21 protein-coding genes are annotated in these 22,716 nt (G+C 72.0%); 3 read left to right on the top strand and 18 right to left on the bottom strand.

Features of this window, described 5'->3' with window-relative positions:
• Nucleotides 1-91: 91 nt before the first annotated feature.
• The 5 genes from ACYVO7_RS14420 to ACYVO7_RS14400 form a co-directional block, all read right to left on the bottom strand.
• Nucleotides 92-487 (bottom strand): VOC family protein, encoded by a 396-nt coding sequence (locus ACYVO7_RS14420; protein WP_460450516.1) that lies wholly within the window; start codon nucleotides 485-487, stop codon nucleotides 92-94.
• Nucleotides 488-606: 119 nt separating this feature from the next.
• Complete coding sequence (locus ACYVO7_RS14415; RefSeq protein ID WP_406858121.1) at nucleotides 607-903, bottom strand: ribbon-helix-helix domain-containing protein; 297 nt, start codon at nucleotides 901-903, stop codon at nucleotides 607-609.
• 296 nt (nucleotides 904-1,199) lie between these two features.
• Entirely contained in the window at nucleotides 1,200-1,988 is a 789-nt protein-coding gene (locus ACYVO7_RS14410; protein WP_460450515.1) for a class I SAM-dependent methyltransferase, read from the bottom strand.
• Between the two features lie 49 nt (nucleotides 1,989-2,037).
• Nucleotides 2,038-3,165, bottom strand: coding sequence for a TAXI family TRAP transporter solute-binding subunit (locus ACYVO7_RS14405; RefSeq protein ID WP_460450514.1), 1,128 nt, complete (start codon nucleotides 3,163-3,165; stop codon nucleotides 2,038-2,040).
• Entirely contained in the window at nucleotides 3,162-4,205 is a 1,044-nt protein-coding gene (locus ACYVO7_RS14400) for a hypothetical protein (RefSeq protein ID WP_460450513.1), read from the bottom strand. Before ACYVO7_RS14400 ends, ACYVO7_RS14405 begins: the two co-directional genes overlap by 4 nt.
• A gap of 364 nt (nucleotides 4,206-4,569) precedes the next feature.
• Between ACYVO7_RS14400 and ACYVO7_RS14395 the strand changes: the two genes are divergently transcribed.
• The gene (locus tag ACYVO7_RS14395; protein WP_460450512.1) at nucleotides 4,570-5,034 is read left to right on the top strand and encodes a DUF4126 domain-containing protein; all 465 of its coding nucleotides are present in this window, start codon (nucleotides 4,570-4,572) and stop codon (nucleotides 5,032-5,034) included.
• Nucleotides 5,035-5,062: 28 nt separating this feature from the next.
• Here the strand turns inward: ACYVO7_RS14395 and ACYVO7_RS14390 are convergent, their stop codons facing one another.
• Nucleotides 5,063-5,758 carry a molybdate ABC transporter substrate-binding protein gene (locus ACYVO7_RS14390; protein WP_460450511.1) on the bottom strand — a complete coding sequence of 232 codons (696 nt, stop codon included), beginning with the start codon at nucleotides 5,756-5,758 and terminating at the stop codon, nucleotides 5,063-5,065.
• 29 nt (nucleotides 5,759-5,787) lie between these two features.
• Complete coding sequence (locus ACYVO7_RS14385) at nucleotides 5,788-6,756, bottom strand: Bug family tripartite tricarboxylate transporter substrate binding protein (protein ID WP_460450510.1); 969 nt, start codon at nucleotides 6,754-6,756, stop codon at nucleotides 5,788-5,790.
• Between the two features lie 306 nt (nucleotides 6,757-7,062).
• On the opposite strand from ACYVO7_RS14385, the gene ACYVO7_RS14380 reads away from it, so the two are divergent.
• Complete coding sequence (locus tag ACYVO7_RS14380; protein ID WP_460450509.1) at nucleotides 7,063-10,491, top strand: PAS domain-containing protein; 3,429 nt, start codon at nucleotides 7,063-7,065, stop codon at nucleotides 10,489-10,491.
• Here the strand turns inward: ACYVO7_RS14380 and ACYVO7_RS14375 are convergent.
• The 7 genes from ACYVO7_RS14375 to ACYVO7_RS14345 form a co-directional block, all read right to left on the bottom strand.
• On the bottom strand, nucleotides 10,488-11,012 hold the full coding sequence (locus tag ACYVO7_RS14375; RefSeq protein WP_460450508.1) for a hypothetical protein: 525 nt from the start codon (nucleotides 11,010-11,012) through the stop codon (nucleotides 10,488-10,490). The two genes, ACYVO7_RS14380 and ACYVO7_RS14375, sit on opposite strands and share 4 nt — an antisense overlap.
• Before the next feature lie 25 nt (nucleotides 11,013-11,037).
• Complete coding sequence (locus ACYVO7_RS14370) at nucleotides 11,038-11,976, bottom strand: nucleoside hydrolase (RefSeq protein WP_460450507.1); 939 nt, start codon at nucleotides 11,974-11,976, stop codon at nucleotides 11,038-11,040.
• Complete coding sequence (locus ACYVO7_RS14365) at nucleotides 11,973-12,797, bottom strand: ATP-binding cassette domain-containing protein (RefSeq protein WP_460450506.1); 825 nt, start codon at nucleotides 12,795-12,797, stop codon at nucleotides 11,973-11,975. The genes ACYVO7_RS14370 and ACYVO7_RS14365 overlap by 4 nt, the downstream gene beginning before the upstream one ends.
• A gap of 32 nt (nucleotides 12,798-12,829) precedes the next feature.
• Complete coding sequence (locus tag ACYVO7_RS14360) at nucleotides 12,830-13,780, bottom strand: sugar ABC transporter substrate-binding protein (protein ID WP_460450505.1); 951 nt, start codon at nucleotides 13,778-13,780, stop codon at nucleotides 12,830-12,832.
• Nucleotides 13,781-13,810: 30 nt separating this feature from the next.
• Nucleotides 13,811-14,752, bottom strand: coding sequence for an ABC transporter permease (locus tag ACYVO7_RS14355; protein ID WP_460450504.1), 942 nt, complete (start codon nucleotides 14,750-14,752; stop codon nucleotides 13,811-13,813).
• 66 nt (nucleotides 14,753-14,818) lie between these two features.
• A complete protein-coding gene (locus ACYVO7_RS14350; RefSeq protein ID WP_460450503.1) occupies nucleotides 14,819-16,306 on the bottom strand; it encodes a xylulokinase in 1,488 nt (495 codons plus the stop codon).
• Nucleotides 16,307-16,521: 215 nt separating this feature from the next.
• Nucleotides 16,522-17,331: an SDR family NAD(P)-dependent oxidoreductase gene (locus ACYVO7_RS14345; protein WP_460450502.1), complete on the bottom strand. Its 810-nt coding sequence runs from the start codon at nucleotides 17,329-17,331 to the stop codon at nucleotides 16,522-16,524.
• Nucleotides 17,332-17,508: 177 nt separating this feature from the next.
• Here ACYVO7_RS14345 and pobA point away from each other — a divergent pair, with 177 nt between their 5' ends.
• The gene (gene pobA / locus ACYVO7_RS14340; RefSeq protein WP_460450501.1) at nucleotides 17,509-18,678 is read left to right on the top strand and encodes a 4-hydroxybenzoate 3-monooxygenase; all 1,170 of its coding nucleotides are present in this window, start codon (nucleotides 17,509-17,511) and stop codon (nucleotides 18,676-18,678) included.
• Here pobA and yciA read toward each other — a convergent pair.
• From yciA to ACYVO7_RS14320, 4 genes are all read right to left on the bottom strand, one after another.
• Complete coding sequence (gene yciA, locus ACYVO7_RS14335) at nucleotides 18,672-19,091, bottom strand: acyl-CoA thioester hydrolase YciA (RefSeq protein WP_460450500.1); 420 nt, start codon at nucleotides 19,089-19,091, stop codon at nucleotides 18,672-18,674. The two genes, pobA and yciA, sit on opposite strands and share 7 nt — an antisense overlap.
• A 71-nt stretch (nucleotides 19,092-19,162) precedes the next feature.
• Entirely contained in the window at nucleotides 19,163-20,341 is a 1,179-nt protein-coding gene (locus tag ACYVO7_RS14330) for a winged helix-turn-helix domain-containing protein (RefSeq protein WP_460450521.1), read from the bottom strand.
• A 117-nt stretch (nucleotides 20,342-20,458) separates the two neighbouring features.
• On the bottom strand, nucleotides 20,459-21,913 hold the full coding sequence (locus ACYVO7_RS14325; RefSeq protein WP_460450499.1) for a 4Fe-4S binding protein: 1,455 nt from the start codon (nucleotides 21,911-21,913) through the stop codon (nucleotides 20,459-20,461).
• On the bottom strand, nucleotides 21,871-22,716 hold the full coding sequence (locus tag ACYVO7_RS14320) for an FTR1 family iron permease (RefSeq protein ID WP_460450498.1): 846 nt from the start codon (nucleotides 22,714-22,716) through the stop codon (nucleotides 21,871-21,873). Before ACYVO7_RS14320 ends, ACYVO7_RS14325 begins: the two co-directional genes overlap by 43 nt.

Raw genomic sequence — 22,716 nt, 5'->3', positions numbered from 1 at the left:
TTTTATGGTGGGGGTGTGTGGTGGGATGGCGGGCGGGGGGCGGCGCGGGAGGCGGGGGGGCGCCCCGGCCCCCCCCCCCCCCCCCCGGGCTCTAGCGGTAGCGTCCGTGCTTCTGCAGCACCTCGATCTTGTAGCCGTCGGGGTCTTCGACGAAGAAGAAGCGGGCCAGCAGCACGCCGTCGTTCTTGAAGTCGACGATCGGCCGCGGCGACAGGCCCAGCCCCTCGAAGCGGGCGCGCTCGGCGTCCAGGTCGTCGACGCAGAAGGCGATGTGGCCATAGCCGTCGCCCAGCGCATAGGGCTCCGTCCGCCCCTTGTTGACGGTCAGCTCGACCTCGAAGTCCGCCTCGCCGTTGCGCAGGTAGATCAGCGTGAAGGTCGGGAAATCGAGCCGGTCGGCGATGCTGAGCCCGAATGCGCGCTCGTAGAACGAGACGGAGCGCGCCTCGTCGAGCACCCGGATCATGGTATGGATCGCCTTCGCCATTCGCCGCCTTTCGCGTTCGCTCCAGCAGCCCCGATGGCGGCTGGCGTCGTTCGAAGGTCAGGCTACCGGCGGCCGCATGGCCGTGGTGGTATCGGGTTACTACCTCGCGCCGATCGCGTTCAGGCGGCGACCGCGGGCGCGGCGGCCGGCCGGATCAGCTTGTTCTCCAGCGCCACGACGCAGATGCAGCGCAGGTGCGAGGTGAAGTTGGGCGCCTCGCCCCACATCAGCAGCACCTCCCTGTGGAGCGTCGAGATGAAGCGCGGCACGGAGAGCCCCTCGCGGGCCGCGATCTCCTCCAGGATCGACCAGAAGATGCTCTCCAGGCGGATGCTCGTGCTCTGGCCGTTCAGCCGGATCGAGCGCGTCTCGAAGGCGTAGCTGTCCGGCGCCTGGCTAGCGAAGAGATGGCACATGGTCCCTCCCCCTTGTGTCTTTTCGGCTTTGGCCGCGGTCGGCGACGCTCAAGTCTCGGCCAATTCGGCCTGCCTGGCAACGGCCGGCGCAGGCCGCGCGACCGTTCGGCGCAGGCCGCGAGCCCGCCGGCGGACGGCCATGAACCCTCCGGATCAACCGCGGCTCGCGGGAAGACCAAGGTCCAGGCCACGCTGGCCAACGTCGCCCCGGCCGGCGCGCTCGCCGCCCCGCGCCGCAAGATGGCCGAGCCCGGCATCGCCACGGAGCGACGCGTCGCAGGACGGCGCGGCCCGCCTCAGGCGACCACGCCCCGGCAGGCCCAGGCGGCGGCGACGAAGGAGCGCCGCCCGTCCGGCCTGCCGCTGAGGAACACGTGGCGCGCCTGCGTCCTGAGACGGTCGCGGTCAGCCTCGCCGAGGCCGGCGACGAACTGGCCGGCCGGGCCGTCGCCGCCGAGGAAGGGGGACCAGTAGTCGTCGAAGTCCTCGAAGTCGAACCGCATCACGAGCGTGTCCTGCACGACGTCGCGCAGCCCCTCTGCGCGCCAGGCCGCCGCCATCTCGCCGTCCGTGCTCATCGGGCGGAACAGGCTTCGGTCCCGGTCGAGGCCGAGCGCGGAGGCGGTGTCCCAGAGCAGGCGCAGATGCGGCATGCCGCCATAGGAATCCCAGACGCAGGCGGCGACCACGCCGCCGGGCCGCACGACCCGCGCCATCTCGGCCACGGCCTTGGCCGGATCGGGCGTGAACTGCAGGACGAGGCACGACAGCGCCCGGTCGAACGCGCCGTCGCCGAAAGGAAGATCGGTCGCATCCGCGCGCTGGAAGCTGATGTCGTCGCCGGTGCTGCGGGATCGCGCATAGGCCAGATAGGGCTCGGCGACGTCGATCCCGGTGAGCGGGCCGCGGCCCGCCATCTCGGCCAGCGTGAAGGTGAGGCTCCCGGTGCCGCATCCGACGTCGAGGATCGCCTCGCCGGGGCGCTGCCCCGCGAAATCCACGAAGCCGCGCGCCAGCTTGCGGCTCCAGCGGCCCATCAGCTGTTCGTAGCCCTCGGCGCTCCTGGCGCTGAACCCGCTGGACATGGACGCCCCCCTGCCCGTCAGGCGCCCGCGCGGCGGACGCCGTCGCGCGTCAACGCTTCTGCCATTGCACGAACTCGTTGAAGAGCGCCTCGCGTTCGCGGGCCGTCAACGGACGCTTGCCCGGGCCTCGCGCCGTCACGAACGCGTCGAACTTGGCGTGGAGGTCGGCCGTCTCGCCCTGCCCCGCCCCGGCCTGCGTGGTGGCCCGGGCCTTGCCCAGCGCCTCCTCGGCGGCGCTGTAGCGTGTCCAGCCCGGCACGGCGCCGGCGAGGTTCACCTCCTGCCACTTGGCCTGGAAGGGCGGCTGCTGCAGCTGGGTGAACTTGGTGAAATAGGCCTCGATGAACCGGCCCACGCGCTTGTAGCGCTCGGACCCCGGCTTCCAATTGTAGACCGCCAGCACGGCGGGGACCGCGATGGTCGGGATCGACTGTCCGGCCGGGATCAGGTTGGGATAGTCCGCGGCGTCGAGGCTGGCCGGCACGTAATAGTCGGCGAACTGGCTGTCGTAGTCGACCGGAAGGAAGTGGAAGCCGGGCTCGGGCTTGTATTTGGCGAAGAGGTCGTTGGGCTTGCCGACGACGTGCACGACCGCGGCGATCTCGCCCGAGCGCATTTTCTCCAGCGCGACGGCGTTGTTGATCATCAGCGGCTGGACGGAGACGCCGAGCCGCTTGAAAACCACCTGGCCGGTGTAGTTGGCGGCGCTGCCGGGCGTATTGAACGCGACCTTCTGCCCCGCGAGGTCCTTGATCGACGCGTACTCCTTGCGCGCGTAGATGTGGACCTCGGTGTTGAACAAGGGCGAGATGTACTGGATGCGCCCCTCGATATTGGGGATCTTCTCCTCGTTGCGGAAATGGTCGAGCACGTCCGCCTGAGTGATGGCGACGTCGACGCCCTTCAGGTTGAGGAGGTCCGAGACGTTCCCCACGGCGCCGAAGGTCACCATGGGCAGCACCCGCAGGTTCGGCGGGTCGTCCAGCACCTTGGCGAGGTCCGCCGCATAGCGGATGAAGCTGCCCTCCAGGAGCCCCCCGGCGACGCCCACCGTCCAGGCGTTCGCGTCGGTCTTGGTGCGGGCTCCGGTCGCCTCGGCCGCCGAGGCCGACGGCGCGGCGAACGCGGCCGCGAGCAGGCCCGCGGCGGCGAGGACGCGGACCGCGACGGCCTTCATGGCGCCACCCGATTGGAGCCGGTCTGCTCCTGGCGCTCGGCCGTGGCGATCGCCGCCAGGGCCCGCTGGGCGGCGCCGCCGCCCTTGGAGGCCGCCTTGCCGTAGAGCGACTTGGCCATGGCGCCGTCGGGCTTCACGCCGATCACGCCCCACCGCGCAAGCACGGCGGCGTCATAGGTCTCCGCCAGGGCGAAGAGCGCCTCCGGATCGTCCGCCGCGGCGGCCCGCTCCAGCAGGCGGCGGGCGCCGGCGATGTCGCCCTGCTTGATCTTGATGCGTGACAGGGCGACCAGCTTGGCCGCCTCGCCCGAGGGCAGGGTCACGGCCGGCCGCGCCTCGTCGGCCTTGCGGCGGATCGCGCCGGTCTGCGGCTGCTCGATCGCCAGCAGCGCCTCGTCGGGGCGGGACGGCTCCTGTCTGACGGAGGCCGCTTCCTCCTTCGCCGGCTTCGCCGCCGGCTGAGGCTCGGGCGCGACGGCCGCCAGGGGACTGGGCGGGGCCGGAGGACTCGCCGGGACGGGCGGAGCCGGAGGACTGGCCGGGATGGGCGGAGCCGCCGCGATCGCCGCAGGCGGCTCGGCGACGATGTCGACCTTCACGACGGCGGGTTCGGCCGACGCGAGGGGCCGGGCCGCGGGCGTCGGCTCCTCGACGGGGATCGGTTTGGCGGGAAGCGGCTCGACCGGCGCCGGCGTCCGCTCCACGGCCGCCACGATCCTGGCGGCGTCGGCGGGAGCCGCGGCGGACCGGGCGGGGGCCTGGGGGCCGGACGAGGTCTGCGCCCCCGGCGCCGGATCGGCGCCGCGCGGCGTGGACGGTCCGACGGGCGAGCCCATGCCCAGGATGGCGACCGCCAGCACGGCGCTCGCGGCGGCCACGCCGACCGACACCACGGCCATGACACGGCCAGACCGCCGCGGGCGCATCAGGCGCCGGCGGATCTCGCGCTCCTCGGCGACGAACTCGGGTGGGTCGCTATCGGCGTAAACCTCGTCCCCTCCACAATTCTGCTGCAAACGCGGGTCCAAAATACCACTCATGACAGACCCTTTCGGGCGCACATACACGCTCGACTTAATGTTTCTATGACAAGGATAGATACATTTTCCAAGCTTCGCAATAAGTAATGGACCGAAGGGCCAAATAGAGCGGTCTTCGACAAATTTCCTAAATAGTGAGTCTTTATTCTTTTCAGGGATCTACTTACTTCCAGGGCGCGTGGAAGCTGTCATGCTTTGCGAAGCCAGAGGTCTGCCCATCGGATACTCGTCAAAGATCGCAGACAGACCGCCCGGCGCAGCGCTCCCGCTGAGGCGCGGTCTCCTGGAGCGATTGTGAAGGGCGTGCGCGTCAGGATCGGGTAGCGTCGCCGGGTTCGAGACATCTCCCCGTCCGGAGCGCCCGATGACGATGCTGATCTGCGCCTTCGCCATGGGCGTCGTAGCCGGCCTGAGGACCATGACCGCGCCCGCCGCCGTCAGCTGGGCGGCGCGCCTCGGGCCGCTGCCGCTGGGCGACACGGGGCTGGCCTTCCTGGGCTACGCCTGGACGCCCTGGATCCTGACCCTTCTGGCGCTCGGCGAATATGTGGCGGACCAGTGGCCCTCGACGCCGAGCCGCACCGTCCCGACGCAGTTCGCCGGACGCGTGCTGAGCGGCGCCTTTTGCGGCGCGGCGATCGGCGCGGCGGGATCCTCCATGGCGGCGGGCGCGGCGGCCGGAGCCGTCAGGGCCGTGGTCGGCACGCTGGGCGGACGGGCCGCCCGCGGCCGCCTCTCGAGCGCGTTCGGGCGGGATCGTCCCGCGGCCTTCATCGAGGACGGCGTCGCCGTCGGGGCGGCCGCCCTGATCGTCGGGGCGCTGGCGTGACGTCCTCCGGCGCCGCCCCGGCGGGAGCCTACAGGAACCCGCAGCGCCGCCGCGCGGCGGCGCTCTCCTCGCCCGACAGCAAGGCGAGGAGCGCCCGCGCGGCCTCGGGATGTTGCGACCGCGTGGCGACGGCGGCCGTGTAGACGGTGCGAAGGCCGTATCCGTCCGGCAGAGGCGCGACGAGCTCGACGCCCGGCTCGGCGAGGATCTCGGTGACCTGCGTCGAGCCGATCGGGCGCGCTTCGGGCGCGGCCGCCAGCGCTCTCATCGCCGCCGCCCCGTTGGGATGGGGTCGCAGGCGCGGCGCCAGCTCCTCCGCCAGACCGAACCGACGCAGCACGTCGGCGAAGTGAATGCCGGCCGTGGCGAGGGCCGGGTCCGGAACATGGATCGCGTCCGCGGCCCGCAGCGCCCGTCGCAACGCGTCGGGATCGCCCATCTCGGGTCTGGGATCGCCCGCCCGCACGGCGATGGCCGCCTCGACGGCCCCGATATCCGCGACGGCGTCGGCTCTCGCCTCCCCTGAGGCGGCGAGCTCAGCCACGATCGCCTGGGTGAGGATCACAAGGTCGGCGGGATGGCCCTCGGCCAGCTTCGCCCGCATGGCGCCCACCGCGCCGAACACGCCGTCGACGCCGTAGCCGGTGCGACGGGTGAAGTCCGCGCTCAACGCTTGGACGAGCGCATGGGCCGCGCCGCCGCTCAGGATGCTCAGCACTGTCATGAAAGGGATCGTCTCCTGCAGGTCAGGCGTCAGTTGACCTTGATGTGGGCCTGTTGGATCACCTTGGCCCATTTGGCGATGTCCGCCTGGATATAGCGGCCGAACTCCTCCGGCGACATCTCCATCGGCGTCACGCCCTGCTTCGCCCACGCCGCCTTGACCTCCGGACGGGCCTCGATCTTGCGGATTTCGCGGTTCAGGAGGTCGACGACCTCCGCCGGCGTCCCGGCCGGCGCCATGAGCCCGAGCCAGATCGTGGCCTCGAAGCCGGTCAGGCCAGCCTCGCTGACGGTCGGCACGCCGGGTAGAAGGTCGGAGCGCGCCGCGCCGGTCGTCGCCAGCGCCCGGACCTCGCCGGACTGGATGGTCGGGGCCATGGTGGTGACCGAGTCGATCATCATCTGGACATGCCCGCCGATGACGTTGGTGCGCGCTTCGCCGCTGCCGCGGTGGGGCACATGCGTGATGTCCGTCCCGCTCAGGGCCTTGAAGCTCTCTCCGGCCAGATGATAGGGCGTGCCCGCGCCCGACGAGGCGTAGTTCAGCTCCCTGGGCTTGGCTTTCGCCAGGGCGATCAGCTCCGCCAGGGTCTTGGCCGGCACTCCCGGGTTCACCACGATCACCAGATCGGCGGCGTTCAGCGGGGCGACCGGCGCGAAATCCTTCGTCAAATGGTAGCTCTTGCTGGAGATCAGCGTCTCGTTGGCGGTGTGCGTGTTAGACATCAACAGCAGGGTGTAACCGTCCGGCCCCGAGCGGGCCGCCTCGGTGGTGCCGATCACCGCGCCCGCGCCGGGCTTGTTCTCGATCACGAAAGGCTGCTTCAGCGCCTCCGACAGCTGCTGGCCGACGGCGCGGGCGTAGATGTCCGCCGGCCCGCCGGCCCCGAACGGGACGATGATCCTCACGGGTCGCGTCGGATAGGATTGCGACAGGGCCGGGCCGGCGAGGCCCGCCAGAACGGACAGCGCGACGCCGATGAGCGCGGAAAACCGCATGCGTGACCTCCCAACAGGACTGCCTTGCGCAGCTCTTTCGCTCCGCCGGCGGGTCCGCCGGGGAACGGGCGGCGGCCGGCGGAGACCGTCGCGAGGATAAGGGACGCAGCGCGCCTGATGCGAGCCCAAAGCGCCTGCCGGCGGGGGCCGGTCACGCAGCTGTGTCCGGCGCGGGCCACGTTTCGACAGGATCGTTCCGCCCCGAAGCAACCTCCGCAGCTTTGCTCCGTTACGTGGAGCGCGGGCCGGCGCAAGCTTCGCGGCCTCCCGTGGCAGCTGCGCTCTCGCCGACACAGGAAAGCCCGGGTGACGTCATCGATCAGCGCTGAAGACGACGCAGCCGGGTTTCTGCTCGGCGGGGGAGCCGCCGGCGCCCTGATGCGCGCGCTCGACTGGACGGCGTCGCCCCTCGGGCCGCCCGGCGCATGGCCGCAGTCGCTGCGCTCGGTCGTGGGCCTGATGCTCAACTCCAAGTTCCCCATGTTCGCCGTGTGGGGCGACGAGCTGGGGATGGTCTACAACGACGCCTATGCGGCGATCCTGGGCGCGAAGCATCCCGCCGCCATGGGCGCGCAGTTCCGCGACGTCTGGGCGGAGATCTGGCCCGACATCAGCCCCCTGACAAACGCCGCCTTCGCGGGCGAGGCCACCTATCGGGAGGATCTGCCGCTTCTCATGAACCGCAGGGGGTTCGACGAGCAGACCTGGTTCACCTTCTCCTACTCTCCGGTGCGGGACGAGAGCGGCGCGGTCCGGGGCATGTTCTGCGCCTGCACGGAGACCACGCAGAAAATCCTGGAGGACCGCCGGCAGGCGTTCCGCATCCAGCTCGACGAGGCGCTTCGGGCGCAGTCCGAGCCGCGCGGCGTGATGAACGCCGCCGTGGCGGCGCTCGGCCGACAGCTCGGGGCCAACCGGGTCGGCTACAGCGAGGTCCAGGACGACGACGAGACCATCCTGTTCCAGTCCTGCTACGCCGACGGCGTGGAGCCGCTGACCGGCGCCTCCTCGCTGTCCAAGTTCGGGCCCGACAGCATCGCGCGCCAGCGCGGCGGCGTCACCGAAACGTGCGCCGACGTCGCCGCCGACCCGAACCAGAACCCGGCGACCTGGAGGGCCATCGACGCCGCGTCCTTCGCCTCCGTGCCGCTCGTCCGGGAGGGGCGGCTGCTGGCGACGCTCTACGTCAATTTCAGGACGCCGCACCGCTGGACGGCGCATGAAATCGCCCTGATCGAGGACGTCGCCGCCCGCACCTGGGAAACGGTGGAGCGGGCCCGGGCGGAGATGGAGCGGGACCGCTTCTTCGACCTCTCGGTCGACCTGATCGCGGTGGTGTCCCTGCGCGACGGCGCCTGGCGAAGGCTGAACCCGGCCTTCGCGCGCGTGCTCGGCTGGTCGACGCAGGACCTCATGGGAACCCAGGCCGCGGCGCTCGTCCACCCCGGGGACCGCGCCCGTTTCGAACAGGCCGTGGCGCCGTCCCGCGAGCAGGCCCCCCGAGGCGCGATCGAGCTTCGGATGCGGCGCCGGGGCGACGACTACCGCTGGATCGCCTGGACGCTGGCGCCCTATCTGGCCGAGAGCCTCCTCTTCGCCGTGGGCCGCGACATCACCGAGCGGCGGCTGGCGGAAGAGAATCTGCGCGCCGAGGAAGCCCGCCAGGCGCTCCTCGTCCGGCTGTTGCGCGACCAGCGCGAGACCGACGACCCGAGGGCCATGATGAAGTCCGCCGCCGAGGCCGTGGGGCGTCACCTCGACGCCAACCGGGTCGGCTTCTTCGAGATCCGGGACGATGAACGCCTCGCTTTCGGCGAGTCGTGGACGGCGCCGGGCGTGCGCGCGCTGGATGGGTTTTGGCCGGCGCGCCATCTGGAGGCGCCGTACCTGGACGACATCCGCGCGGGAAAGACGCTGGCGATCCGCGACGCCGCCGAGGCGCCGCTGACGGCCGACCCGCGCTTTTCAGGCCTCGGCGCCCGGGCGCTGATCGGCGCGCCCATCGTGCGCAGCGAGCGCTGGCGCGCCGGCCTCTACGTCGCCGCCCCGCAGGCCCGGGACTGGACCCCCGACGAGATCGGCCTCGTCAGGGTCGTGGCGGACCAGACCTGGGACGCGGTGGAGCGCGCCCGCGCCGTCGCGGCCCTGCGCGAGAACGAGGCGCGGCTGCGCGACCTCAACGAGAGCCTCGAGACGCGGGTGGCGGAGCGGACCGCCGAGCGCGACCTGCTGGCCACGCTGGTGGAGACCACCGACGTCATGATCATGGCGGCGGACTCACGCCGCGCCATTCTGGCGATCAATTCGGCCTGCGCCGACGAGTGGGAGCGCATCTACGGGGTGCGGCCGATGCCGGGCGACGACCTGATGTCGATCGTCCCCCGGCCCGACGCGCTGCGCGAAACCGTGAGCGCGGCCTGGACCCGGGCCCTCGCCGGCGAGGAGTTCACGACCATCCAGCGGATGGGGGACCCGGCGCGCGACCAGCGCCACTACGAGATCAAGTTCGCCGCGCTGCGCGACCGGACCGGCGCGCAGGTCGGAGCCTACCAGTTCGCCACCGACGTCACCGAGCGCCTGCGCGAGCAGTCGCGGTTCGCGGAGGCCCAGGAGGCGCTGCGGCAGTCCCAGAAGCTGGAAGCCATGGGCCAGCTCACCGGCGGCGTCGCGCATGACTTCAACAACCTGCTCACGCCGATCATCGGCAGCCTCGATCTCTTGCAGCGCAACGGCCTCGGCGGCGAGCGCGAGCAGCGGCTGATCGACGGGGCGCTGCAGTCGGCCGAGCGCGCCAAGACGCTGGTCCAGCGCCTGCTGGCCTTCGCGCGGCGCCAGCCCCTGCAGCCGCACGCCGTGCAGGTCGGACCGCTGGTCGCCGGCATGGCCGACCTCATCGCCAGCACCTCGGGCCCCCGCATCAGACTGGAGATGGACATCGGCGCGAAGACGCCGTCCGCCCACGCCGACGCCAACCAGCTGGAGATGGCGCTGCTCAATCTCAGCGTGAACGCCAGGGACGCCATGCCGGACGGCGGACGGCTGTCCATCGGCGTGGCGGCGGACGAGGTGACGCCCGGCCACCGCTCGAACCTGCCGCCCGGGACCTATGTCCGGCTGTCGGTCTCCGACACAGGCGCCGGCATGGACGAGGAGACGCTGCGCCGCGCGATCGAACCCTTCTTCTCGACGAAGGGCGTGGGCCGCGGCACGGGGCTGGGCCTGTCGATGGTGCACGGGCTTGCGGCGCAGCTCGGCGGCGCCCTTCACATCGCGAGCCGCCCCAAGCTGGGCACGCGGGTCGATCTGTGGCTGCCGAAGAGCCACGACCAGCCCGCCTCGCACGCGGAGGAGCCGCCCGGCGCGGCGTCCCACCGGCGGGCGGTCGGGACCGCGCTTCTCGTCGACGACGAGGAGCTGGTGCGCGTCAGCACCGCCGACATGCTGTCCGAGCTCGGCTACGACGTCGTGGAGGCCGGCTCCGCCGACGACGCGAAACGGCGGCTCCAGGCGGGCCTGCATGTCGACCTGCTGGTCACCGACCATCTGATGCCGGGCATGACCGGGGCCGAGCTGGCCCGCTGGACGAAGCAGCATGACCCGAAGATCGCGGTCCTGATCGTCTCCGGCTGCGCCGAGGCCGAGGGCATCGCTCCCGACCTTCCCCGCCTCACCAAGCCGTTCCGCCAGCCGGACCTCGCGGCCAGCGTCGGCGCGCTCCTGGAAGGGCGCGCCTAGCCCATGCAGTGGGGGGCGGCGCCGGCCGTCCAGAACGGCTGGCCGGCCCCGGCGGCCGGAACCCCCGGGCGCGGCTTGCGGCCGGGGAGGTCGGGCGGGACGGGCGACACCGCCTCCCACCAGCCGTGGGCGCATTCGGACCGCCAGGCCATCTGGTCGGCGAGGCTCACGCCGGCGCGGGCGCAGGCGGCCTCCAGGCCCGCGAAGGCGGCGCGCAGCTCGCCGTCGGTCGCCTCGTCCGGCGCCTCGCCATGGGCGCAGATCGCGGCCGTGAAGCGGCGCATGTCGGCGGCGAGGCCGGGCGTATCCTCCGGGGCCAGCGCCCAGGCGTTCATCCACTCGCGCACCACGAAGGCCACCGCCTCGTCGCGGTCGCGGCCCGCCACCTTGCGGGCGGTGGTCCGCATGTGGCGCAGCAGCTCGGCCCGGGCGTGGACGGCGCGCGCCGCGATCGCGGACTCCTTCATGGCCGCGATGGCGGCCTGCGCTTCGTCCTGCATGGCGTCGATCAGGTCTGGCATGGCGGCCTCGTTCGGACTTCTGGGATCAGGGCAGCCTGGCGAGCGACCCGATCAGCCGCGCGAAGAACCCGCGGGCGTCGACGGCGTCGACCACGAAGGCGTTCGGGGGCCGCTTCAGGCGGCCGTGCCAATCGATGGTGGTGCGGCCCCGCTGCGAGCCGGCGCCGGTCTCCACCTCGACGAAGCAGTCCCGTCCCTGGAACAGGTCCGGCCATAGCAGCCACGCGATCACGAGGGGATCGTGCATCGGATGGCCGGCCGTGCCGAGCCCGCCGGCGCGCGGACGCGTCATCATGCCGTGGGCCGCCGCGGCGCTCCTGCCGCCGAGCGCGGCGAGCCGCGCCATCTCGTCGGCGTTGGGCACCGCCTGGTGGGTCGCGTGCAGGCCGAACATCACGATGGGGACGCCGGCCCCGAACACGATCGCGGCGGCGTGCGGATCCACATAGGCGTTGAACTCGGCCGCGGGCGTCATGTTGCCCAACCCGAGCGCGCCGCCCATCAGCACGATCCGCTCGACATGCCCGAGCGCGTCCGGCGCCAGCCGGAACGCCAGCGCCAGATTGGTGAGCGGACCCAGCGCGCACAGGGTGACGCTCCTGGCCGGAGCCGCCCGCAGCGCGGCGACGAGGGCCTCCGCCGCATGGCCGGGCGAGGCCCGGCGCGACGAGACCGGCAGGTCCGCGCCCGTCAGCCCGTCGGGGCCGCAGACGAACTCGGCCGTCTCCAGCGGGTAGATCAGCGGCGCTTCCGCTCCGCGATGCACCGGCGCGTCCTCGCGCCCGGCGAGATCCAGGATGCGCAGCACGTTCGCGGTCGCCTGCCCGACGGGGACGTTGCCCGCCACCGCCGTAACGGCGCGCAGGTCGAGTTCGCCGGGATGCGCGCAGGCGAGCAGGATCGCCACGGCGTCGTCCTGGCCCGGATCGGTGTCGATGATGATCGGGATCCGCCCTGCGGTCATGCGCGCATGGCGGCCCCGCCGCCCTCCCCGCTCGCAGCGCCGGTCATGATCATGTGGCTGATGTCGTCGGCCTCCAGCCCGGCGACCGGACGGTCGACGATCTTGCGGCCGTGGCTGAGGATGACGACGCGCGAGGCCAGCGCGACCACGTCGCGCATGTTGTGGCTGATGAGGATGACGGTGCGCCCGTCCGCCTTCAGGCTCCGGACGAGATCGAGCACCTGGGCGGTCTCGCGGACGCCGAGGGCGGCCGTCGGCTCGTCCATGATGATGATTTCGGCGTCCCAGCGCAGCGCCCGCGAGATCGCCACGGCCTGGCGCTGGCCGCCCGAAAGGCTTTCCACCGGGCGGCGGGTGTCGGCGATGTCCACCGAGAGGCGGCCGAGATAGCGGCGCGCCTCGCTGCGCATCCGCGCCTTGTCGAGCAGGCGGATGAAGGGCAGCCCCAGCGGACGGGTGAGCTCCGCCCCCATGAAGACGTTGTCGGCGATGGAGAGCCGGGGCGCGAGCGCCAGGTCCTGGTAGATGGTGGCGACGCCCTTTCGCAGGGCGTCGTGCGGCGAGCGGAAGCCGGCCTCCTCGCCGCGCAGCGTCATGGTCCCCGAGCTCGGGGGCTGCGCGCCCGAGATGATCTTGATCAGCGACGACTTGCCCGCGCCGTTGTCGCCGCAGATCGCCAGCACGTCGCCCCGATGGACGTCGAGGTCGACGTCGACGAGGGCGTTCACGCCGCCATAGGACTTGGAGACGCCGCGCAGGCTCAGGATCGGCGGCGCTTCGGCGGCCGTCCCGAGGGCTGCGGCGGGAGAGGAGTGCGGCATGGCGGTCACCGGAGCGGGCCGGGCCTGGTCCCTCACTTCATGAACTGCTTGACGTTCGACTGGTCGACCAGCACGGCGTCGACATAGAGATACGGCCCGTTGGTCACCGCCGACTTCGGCTGCTTCTTGACCACGATGGCGTCCACGGCGTTCACCGCGGCCTTGCCCATCTCCTCGAACGGGATGGCCACGGTGGCCATGAAGACGCTCTCCGGATCGGCGATGCGGCGATAGCTCTCCTGGCCGCCGTCCACCGACACCAGCGGGATCTGGCCCTTCTTGACGCCCTGCTGCTGCAGGATGTCGTCGATGATGTAGGCCTGCCCGTCGAAGGACGCCCAGACGCCCTGGACCTTGCCCTGGTTCTGCAGCAGCAGCGCCTGCATGCCGCTCTTCACGTCGTCGCGCCAGCTCTGGGTGCGCGCCATGGAGAACTTTCCGATCTCCTTCACGCCCTGGTTCTCCGACAGCACGGCGTCGAGCACCTTGCCGCGGATGCGCGAGGCCACGTTGCCGTCGAAGCGGGCGGTGAGGATCTGGCCCTGGTAGCCCATCTGCCCGAGCAGGTAGAGCGCGGCCTCCGCGCCGACCTTGAACTCGTTCGGCTGGATGTCGAACAGCGTGTGCGGGCTGCCGCCCGACTGCACGGTCACGACCGGGATTCCCTTGTCCTTGGCGGCCTTGAACTGGGCGTCCGCCTCGATCGGCTTGCCCATGGCGACGATGATGGCGTCGACCTTCTTGGTGATCAGCGTCTCGAACTGCTCGGCGTGCTTGGGGAGCGCGCCTTCGGAGTTGAGCAGCGTCACCGTCCAGCCCTTCTCCTTGGCGGCGGCGGCGGCGGCGTTGGCGACGCGCGCATGCGTCTCCGACGAGAACTGGAAGCCGATGACGCCCACCTCGAACGCCTGGGCGTCGAACGCGGCGAGGCTTGCGCCCAGCAGCGCCGCTCCACCCCAGATTGCAGTCTTCCAGCCCGTCATGACGCATTCCCCCGCTATGGTTGCATCGCTCTATACCTTGAAGGCGGCCTTCTTGACCACGCCGGCCGAGAACGCCACCGAGCCGATGATGATCGCGCCCAGCATGATGTCCTGGACGTAATAGGCGGCCCCCATCAGCACGAGTCCATTGCCCAGCGCCTTCAGGACGAAGGCGGCGAACACCGTGCCGGCGACGTTGGGGCGGCCGGGCTCGAACATGGTCATGCCGAGCAGCACGGCCGCGATCGCATAGAGGAAGTAGTCGCCCGCCATGTTGGGCGCCGCGGAGGACACGCTGGCGGCCAGCAGCACGGCCGTCAGCCCGGCGAGCACGCCCGACAGCGCCAGGCCGAGGCGCTTCATGCGCGCGGTGGCGATCCCGGAGAGCCGGGCGGCCTCCTCGGCCTCGCCGGTGGCGGTCATGCGCGCCCCGGTCCGGGTCCATTTCAGCAGCGCGTAGACGACTCCCGTCACCCCGGCGAGCCAGAGCACCAGGTTGGGGACTCCGTAGATCGATCCGCGGGCGAGCCCGGTGAAGCTGGTCGGCCAGCGGCCCACGAAGGCGACGCCCTGCGTCAGCATGAAGGCGAGGCCGCGCGCGATCGCGGCGGTCCCGAGCGTCACGATCAGCGACGGGACGCGAAGCACCGTGACCCCGAACCCGTTGAAGACGCCCAGGCCCAGCCCGACCGCCAGCCCGCCGGCGGCCGCGAGCGCGGGATCGACCTTCGCCTGGATGAGCGCGCCGGCCGTGACGGCCGCGAGGCTGGCGACCTCCGCGATGGAGAGATCCAGCTCCGCGATGGTCAGCGCCAGCCCGAAGCCGAGCGCCAGGATGGCCAGGAAGCTCGTGTCCTTCAGCACGTTGAGGAGGTTTCCGGCGGTCGCGAAATTGGGCGCGAACAGCACGAAAACCAGCACGAGCACGAAGCCGGCGAACGCGGTGCCGTAGATCTCGACGAGATGTTTCATGAATGACGCGTGGGAGGAACAGCGGAGGGCGCGGCCACACTAGGCGGCGGACGCCCGGCGCGCCAGTCACGGCGTGGCGAAAGCGGTGGGCTGCGTCATGCGGGCGAGCGCATGCGAGAGCGGCGCGACGGCGCGCTCGGCCTCGCGATAGAGGTGAAAGAGCGCATCGTAATGCGCGCTCCGGTCGGCCCGCGGCTCGAAGCGCGCGGCCGGGCGGGACAGCCGGTCCTGCGCGTCCTCCAGGCTTTCGCCGCCCAGGACGGCCGCCGCGATCGCGCCTCCCACGAGGCCCGGCTCCGGCGCGGCGCTGGTCGCGACCGCGCGGCCGCAGACATCCGCCTTGATCTGCGCCCAAGCCGCGTTCGACGCGCCTCCGCCCCCGAATCGGATCTCGGACGCGGCGAATCCGAAGGCCTCTTCGGCCTGGCGCAGCACGATGCGGTTCAGGAAGGCCACGCCCTCCAGCACCGCGAAGGCGAGGTCGGCGGGACCGTGCCGACGCTGCAGCCCGATGAAGGCGCCGCGCAGGTCCGGATCCCAATAAGGCGTCCGTTCGCCCTGCAGATAGGGCAGGAAGAGCAGCGGCTGCTCCCGCCGGGTCTGGGCCAGAAGCGCGTCCAGCGCCGCGCCCGGCGGCCCGGAGGGCGCGCCGATCACCGACATCGCCCAGGCCGCCGCGTCGGCCCCGTTCTGGCCCGGTCCGCCCAGATGCGTGAGCCCGCCCCAGTCGACGCTCATGAGGCCGGGCGACGTCGCGGGCCGCCGCGAGAACACGCCCAGCACCTCCGTCGTGCCGGACAGGTTGTAGGCCCCGCCATGCCGCAGCGCGCCCAGGCCCAGCGCCGATGCCCAGGAGTCGTGCGCCATCATGACCACGGGCGCGCCCGCCACGTCGTCGAGCGCGCCGCCGCGCCCCGGGAGGACCCGGCCGATCGCCTCGCCCGGGCTGACGAGGTCAAGCGCGGGAGGGCGCAGGCCCGCGATCTCGCACAGGCTGCGGCCATCCGCCGACGGGCGCAGGCAGGCGGCCAGCCGCGCCGACGAGATCGGATCCGACGCCGCGCGGCCCGTCAGCCTCGCGTTGAGGACGTCCTTGGGCTCGACCACGGTTGCGACCGCCTCCGCGTCGGACGGCCGGCGACGGGCGACATAAGCCAGCCTCGCGAGCGGGTGGAAGGCGTTGACATGCGCGACCTCCGGATCGTCCTGAGGCAGCCGGGCCGCCAGGTCCGGCGCGAGATCCGCCGCGCGGGCGTGCGCCCATGTCATGGCGGGGCGGATGGCGCGTCCCGCGGCGTCGAGCAGCACCTGCGTGCGGGTCGCCCCTGTGATCGCCACGCAGGAGATCCGGCCGAAGGCGGCCGGCGCCGCCGACCGTAGCTCGGCGGCGGCGTCCTGGAACAGGACCCACCAGCGTTCCGGGTCCGCCTCGTCGTCCCCGGCTTCGCCGAAGGGCTGCGGCCTCGCTGCGCCGGCGATCGCCGCGCCGTCGCGGTCCATCAGCGCGACGCGCAGGCTCGTTCCGCCCAGGTCCGCCGCGAGCGTCACGTCCATGCTTCGCCCGCTTCGTCGTTCGTGAAAGAGATCAATTCGGTCATCGTCGCTCATTCGGCTTACGCATTTTCACCGGCTGCGCGATCCGGCCCGCCGGCGTATCATCACTCTCGCCTGCCAGATGATCGTGCTCCCCATCGATCTGCAGGCGCGCTCGATCCGGCGGGGCCATCGAGCACCGTTCGGTCCGGCCTGAGCGCCGGCCGAAACCCTCGTCAGCGGTTGCGATCCCGCCTCAGCGTGGGCAGGCCGATGCCGGCGGCGTCGAACCCGCCGTCCACCGCGAGCGTCTGGCCGGTGATGTAGGCCGCCTTTTCCGAACACAGGAAGAATACCGCCTCGGCGATCTCCTCCTCCAGCCCGTAGCGGTTGAGCGGGATGGCGTCGTGATAGTCGGCGCGGATCTCCGGGCTGTGCACCTCCTTGGCCATGGCGGTGTCCACCGGACCGGGCGCGATGGCGTTCACCCGGACGCCGAGGCCCGCGAACTCGACCGCCTGCTGGCGCGTCAGATGCGCCAGCGCCGCCTTGCTGGTCCCATAGGCCACCCGCAGCGTCGAGGCGCGCAGCCCCGAGATCGAGGTGATGTTGACGATGGCGCCGCCGCCCGCCTCGCTCATCAACGGCGCGGCCGCCTGCGCGCAGAGGAACGGCCCCGTAAGGTTGACGTCCAGCACGCGGCGCCATTCCTCGGGCGTCGTGTCCAGGATGGGCTTGAACACCGCCGTCCCGGCGTTGTTGACCAGCGCGTCGAGCCGCCCGAAGCGCCGCGCGAGGGTCTCGAAGGCGGCGAACACCGTCGCGGCGTCCGCGACGTCGCCTGGCAGCGCCAGCACGGAGTCCGGCTCGGCCAGTTCCTCGACGCTGCGGGCGAGCCGCTCCTCGTCGATGTCGAGGAGCGCCACGCGCCAGCCCTCGGCCAGGAAACGCCTGGCCGTCGCGAGGCCGATCCCCCGCGCCGCGCCTGTCACGAGCGCGACCCTGCGGCCGCCGTCCGGGTTCTCTGACTGAATGTCCTGCGCCATGGCGTCCTCGCTGGCTCCGCCGCGCCGTCGCGGCTCTCGCCGCAATAGCCTGTTTCGCCGGTCTTGCAACCCGGCGCGTGGCGAGGATTGCGGCCGGCCGGCGTTGATCCTATGCCTTCGATGGGCCGTAACTGTCCCGCCCGCTGATCGCGGGCCACGCTCGAGGGAATGAACGTCATGCGGACCCAGGTCGCCATCATCGGCTCAGGCCCCGCCGGCCTCCTGCTCGGGCAGCTGCTGCACAAGGCCGGCGTCGAAAGCGTCATCCTGGAGCGCCGGTCGAAGGACTACGTCCTGTCGCGCATCCGCGCCGGCGTCCTCGAGAAGGGCACGACGGATCTCCTGTCGAAGGTCGGCGTCGACGCGAGGCTGAAGGCCGAGGGCCTGCCGCATGAGGGCTTCGCGATCGGCTTCGCCAACCGCCGGCAGCGGATCGACCTGAAGGACCTCACCGGCAAATGCGTCACCGTCTACGGCCAGACCGAGGTCACGCGCGACCTGATGGCCGCGCGGGAGGCGGCGGGGCTGACGACGGTCTACGAGGCTGAAGGCGTGTCCCTGGACGGCTTCGACGGCGCGTCGCCCCGCGTGCATTGGACCAAGGATGGCCGCGCGCACGACCTCGCCTGCGATTTCATCGCAGGCTGCGACGGGTTCCACGGGGTCAGCCGGGCGAGCGTGCCGCCGGGGGCGCTGAAGACCTTCGAAAGGGTGTACCCGTTCGGATGGCTGGGCGTGCTCGCCGATGTGCCGCCCTGCTCGCATGAGCTGATCTACGCCGGCCACGACCGCGGATTCGCGCTCTGCTCCATGCGGTCTCCCACCCGCAGCCGCTACTACATCCAGTGCGGCTCCGACGAGCGGGTCGAAGACTGGTCGGACGACCGCTTCTGGGACGAGCTGCGCCATCGGCTCGATCCGCAAGCCGCCGCGAACGTCGTCACCGGGCCGTCCATCGAGAAATCCATCGCTCCGCTGCGCAGCTTCGTGGCCGAGCCGCTGCGTTTCGGGCGGCTCTTCCTGGCGGGCGACGCCGCCCATATCGTGCCGCCGACCGGCGCGAAGGGGCTCAACCTCGCCGCGAGCGACGTGCACTATTTGTCCGAGGCGCTGATCGAGCGCTACGCCGATCGGTCGGAGGCCGGGCTCGACGCCTATTCCGGCCGGGCGCTGGCGCGCATCTGGAAGTCCGAGCGCTTCTCGTGGTGGATGACCTCGCTGCTGCACCGCTTCGCCGACCAGACCTCGTTCGAGCGGCGCATGCAGGAGGCCGAGTTCACATATCTGGAGGCCTCCCGCGCGGCCCGGACGTCGCTGGCGGAGAACTACGTCGGCCTGCCCTACTGACCGTCGGCCGGAAGCGGCGGCACGGCGCGCGGCTTGCCGTCGTCGTCGATGGCCACGAAGGTGAAGGTGGCGTCCGTCACCTTCTCGCGGTGGCGCGTCTGGAAACGCCGCGCCCAGGCCTCGATGTGGATCTTCATCGAGGTGCGGCCGACGCTGTCCACCTGGGTGTAGACGCACAGCACGTCCCCGACCGCCACAGGGCGGATGAAGGTCATCGCCTCGACGGCGACGGTCACTACCCGGCCCTGCGCCCGCTCCACGCCCGCGATTCCGCCCGCCTGGTCCATCTGCGACATGACCCAGCCGCCGAAGATGTCGCCATTGGCGTTGGTGTCGCTCGGCATGGCGATGGTCCTGACCGTGAGGTCGCCGCGGGGCTCCTGCTGCTCGGCCGGTCTCCTGGTGTCCGTCACGTCCGCATTCCCCGTCGTTGTCGCCGGGGTCGAGCAGACAAGCACCGACCGCGCCGGTCAAGCCGCAACGGTCACAGCGCAAGATGCCGGGCGAGGTCCCCCTTCGGCCGCACCGCGATGTCCGGCAGGTCCAGCCAGCCGGCCAGGAGGCGCAGCTCCTCCCCGGCGGCGCGCGCGGCCTCCTCCAGGTCCGCGCCCTTTTCCACGTGAGCGGACTGGACGACGAGGCGCCGCGCCTGCCGGTCCGCCTTGAGGTCGAAGCGCCCGACGATCCGGTCGCCCAGCAGGAAGGGCAGCACGTAATAGCCGTGCTCGCGCTTGTGCTCGGGCGTGTAGATCTCCAGCCGGTAGCGCACGCCGAAGAGCCGCTCGGTGCGGTCCCGGGCCCAGAGCAGCGGATCGAAGGGCGACACGAGCGCCCGCGCGGCGACCTTGCGGGGCCGGACCGCGTCGGCGTGCAGGTAAGCGGGGCGCCCCCAGCCCTTGACCTGCGCGGGCACGAGCGTCCCCTCCTCGACCAGTTCGGGAAGCCGCGCCGCGGCGGCCGGGGCGAGCCTGAAATAGTCCCGCAGGTCCTGCGACGTCGCGACGCCCAGCGCCCGGGCCGCCACGCGCAGCAAGGCGCGCTGCGCGTCGGCCTCGTCCGGGGTCGGCGCATCCAGGACCTTGCGGGGCAGCACCCGCTCGGTGAGGTCATAGACGCGCTCGAAATTGCCGCGGCGCGAGGCCGTCGTGATCCTCCCCGCCCAGAACAGCCACTCCAGCGCCCGCTTGGTGTCGCTCCAGCCCCACCACGCGCCGGCCCCGCGCTCGTCGCCGAGGTCGCGCGCGCTGCTCGGGCCGCGCGTCTCGATCTCCCGCAGCGCCGCCGCGACCGCGTCCGGCCGCTCCCGGCCGAAGCGCGCCAGGCCCTTGTAGATGCCCTCGCCACGCTCGGCCTGGGCCATGCGCCAGCGCAGGCAAGGCTGCAGGTCGCAGCGGATCAGCGAGGCCTCGTGGCCCCAATACTCGAACAGGCGCCGCCGCCTGCCCCCATAGGCGGACTGGTCCAACCAGGCCGGGTCGTAGGGTCCGAGCCGCGAGAAGCCGGGCGCGTAATGGGCGCGCGCCAGCACGTTGACGGAATCGATCTGGATCAGTCCGAGCCGGTCCGCCATGGCGTCGACATGCCGGCGCTCCGCCTGCGCCGGCCGGGGGCGGCCGAAGCCCAGCGCCGCCAGCGCGATGCGGCGCGCCTGCAGGGCCGTCATCGTCACGGCCGGGCTGGAGGGGAGTTCGACGATCTCGGCGGCGGCTTCATCCATGGCGGCCGAGATCACCGCATCCGCGGGGCGCCGGCAACCCGGAATCTGCGCCGCCGGCGCCCCTCAGAAGCGCCAGAACAGCGAGGCCCAGCTCGCCGCGCCGACGCCGACCGCGGCCGCGAAGGGCGCCAAAGCGAGGAGGCGGCGGGCCGTCCGCACCGTCGCCAGCCCGCTGACGCCCCAGGCCAGCGCCAGCGACCACAGCGAGGCCCCCGCCAGCAGCGCCGCCCGCAGCGGGCCGACGAAGCCGAGCTCGAACCCCTCGTGGCGCAGCATCGTCACCGTCAGGGCCGAAAGCCCCAGGAACACGCCGCAGCCCGCGATCGGGATGAGCGCCTGCGCCAGATGGTGGAAGCGCCGGGCCGACCACGGTCCGAGCGCCCTCGCGGCGAGCGCCAGGCAGGCGTAGATCGCCGCGCCCGACGCCATCGCCACGGCCAGGATGAAGCCGACCAGCACGGCGCCGTCGAGGACGGTCATGACGTCGTTCTGGTCCGGATAGTTCGTCAGGATCCACCAGGGCGCGGTCTGCTCCAGCGCCCAGACCGCGCCCAGATCGACGAGGCGCTCGGCCACGGCCTGCTTCACCGCGACGAAGACGGCGCTCGACGCCCAGTGGAACGCGCCCGCCGCGACCCCCATGAGACCGAAGACGATCAGCGCAGTCTCCCAGGGCCGGGCCTCGAGGCCCGCCACATGCACGATCTCGTGCATGGGCGAGCGCCGGGCCAGCCGCACCGCGCCCTTGTAGCCCGAGCACCGGCCGCACATGTGGCAGCCGGCGGCGCCCTTCATGGTCCGCACGGCCACGAGCGGGGCGCAATTCAGCGCCGGCGAGGGCGCGCCCGGCTCCTTGCGCCATGCGCGCCAGGCCTCCTGGTCGACGCTGAAATGCACCGGCGCGAGCTTCGCCAGCACGCCGAACACGCCCGTCACGGGGCACAGATAGCGGCACCAGACCCGCTTGCCCCGCCCGTACAGCGCTCCCACCGCCATGGCGGCGAGGGTCGACGCCCCGAGCACGATCAGGGCCGGCGACGCATATTGGTAGACGCTGGTCATCTGGCCGTAGACCGTCGTGCAGGCGAAGGCGACGAAGGGCCAGCCCTTCCAGGTGAGCCAGCGCGGTGCGGCGAGCCCCCTGCCCTTGCGGCTCGCCTCCTCGGCAAGCGCGCCTTCCGGGCACAGCAAGCCGCACCAGAGGCGCCCCACCAGGACCATGCTGAGCAGCACGAAAGGCCACCACAGGCCCCAGAAGACGAACTGGGCGAACAGGACGAGGTTCGACCACAGATGCGCCGAGCGGTCGGGGATCGGCAGGACGGACGGCGCGACCAGAAGGAACGCATAGGCCGCCACCACGCACCATTGCGCGCGCCGGATCGCCGCCTGCCGCCGCTGCAGCCAGTCGCCCGCGGCGGCGAGGGCCCGGTCGACGCGCCCGGCGCGCTGGGGAGCCGCGCCGCCTCGCGGCGTCAGGCCGCCTTGGCGGCGGGCCGGGAGAACGAGAGCGACCATAGGACCAGGATCCAGTATCCGGCGAAGGCGACGACCTCGACGAGATCGGGGCGCGCCCGGTAGCCGGTGAGGGCCGAGACGAGGCCGCCGACGACGCCGCCGTCCGACAGGACGCGCGAGCTGTCCCAGAGCTTGCCCGAACCGTGCGGGAGCAGTCCGAGGTCGGAGAGCGCGTCGACGCCGGTCAGCACCAGCGAGGCGGCGAGGAACAGGAGCACGATCTCGCTGGCCCGGAAGAAAGCCCGCCAGGACAGCCGCCGTCCGCCGATCTGCAGCGCCCCGTAGCTCGCGACCGCGGCCGCGAGCCCGGCCGCGACGGCCAGGGCCTTGCCGGCGAAGTCCGCGCCTGCGCCGGACGCCATCGCCCCGTAGAGGAACACGGCGGTCTCGCCTCCCTCCCGGGCCACGGCGATCAGCGCCAGCGTGAACACGCCCCACCAGCTGGCCCGTGCGGCGGCGTCGCCCAGCGCCGCCTCGAGATCGCGCTTCAGGCTCGGGCCATGGCGGCGCATCCACAGGACCATCTGGACGATCAGCCCGGCGGCGACCAGCACGGCCGCCGTCTTGTAGGCCTGCTGAGCCTCGTCCGGCAGGGCGTCGCCGAACCCGATCAGCGCGGCGGCGAAGAGGGCTGCGAGCAGCAGGCCGGCGCCCACCCCGGACCAGAGGAAGAGCCGCGCCCGGCGACGGGCCGCGGAGTCCGGCAGCCGCTGCAGCCAGGCGTTCAGGATGCCGACGACCAGCAGCGCCTCGACGCTCTCGCGCCAGATGATGAAGACGATGTTTCCGAGCTGCGACGTCAC

This window comes from Alsobacter sp. SYSU BS001988, assembly GCF_054796215.1.
The sequence above is the reverse complement of the archived record's forward strand: the minus strand, read 5'-3'. Positions and strand labels throughout refer to the sequence as shown.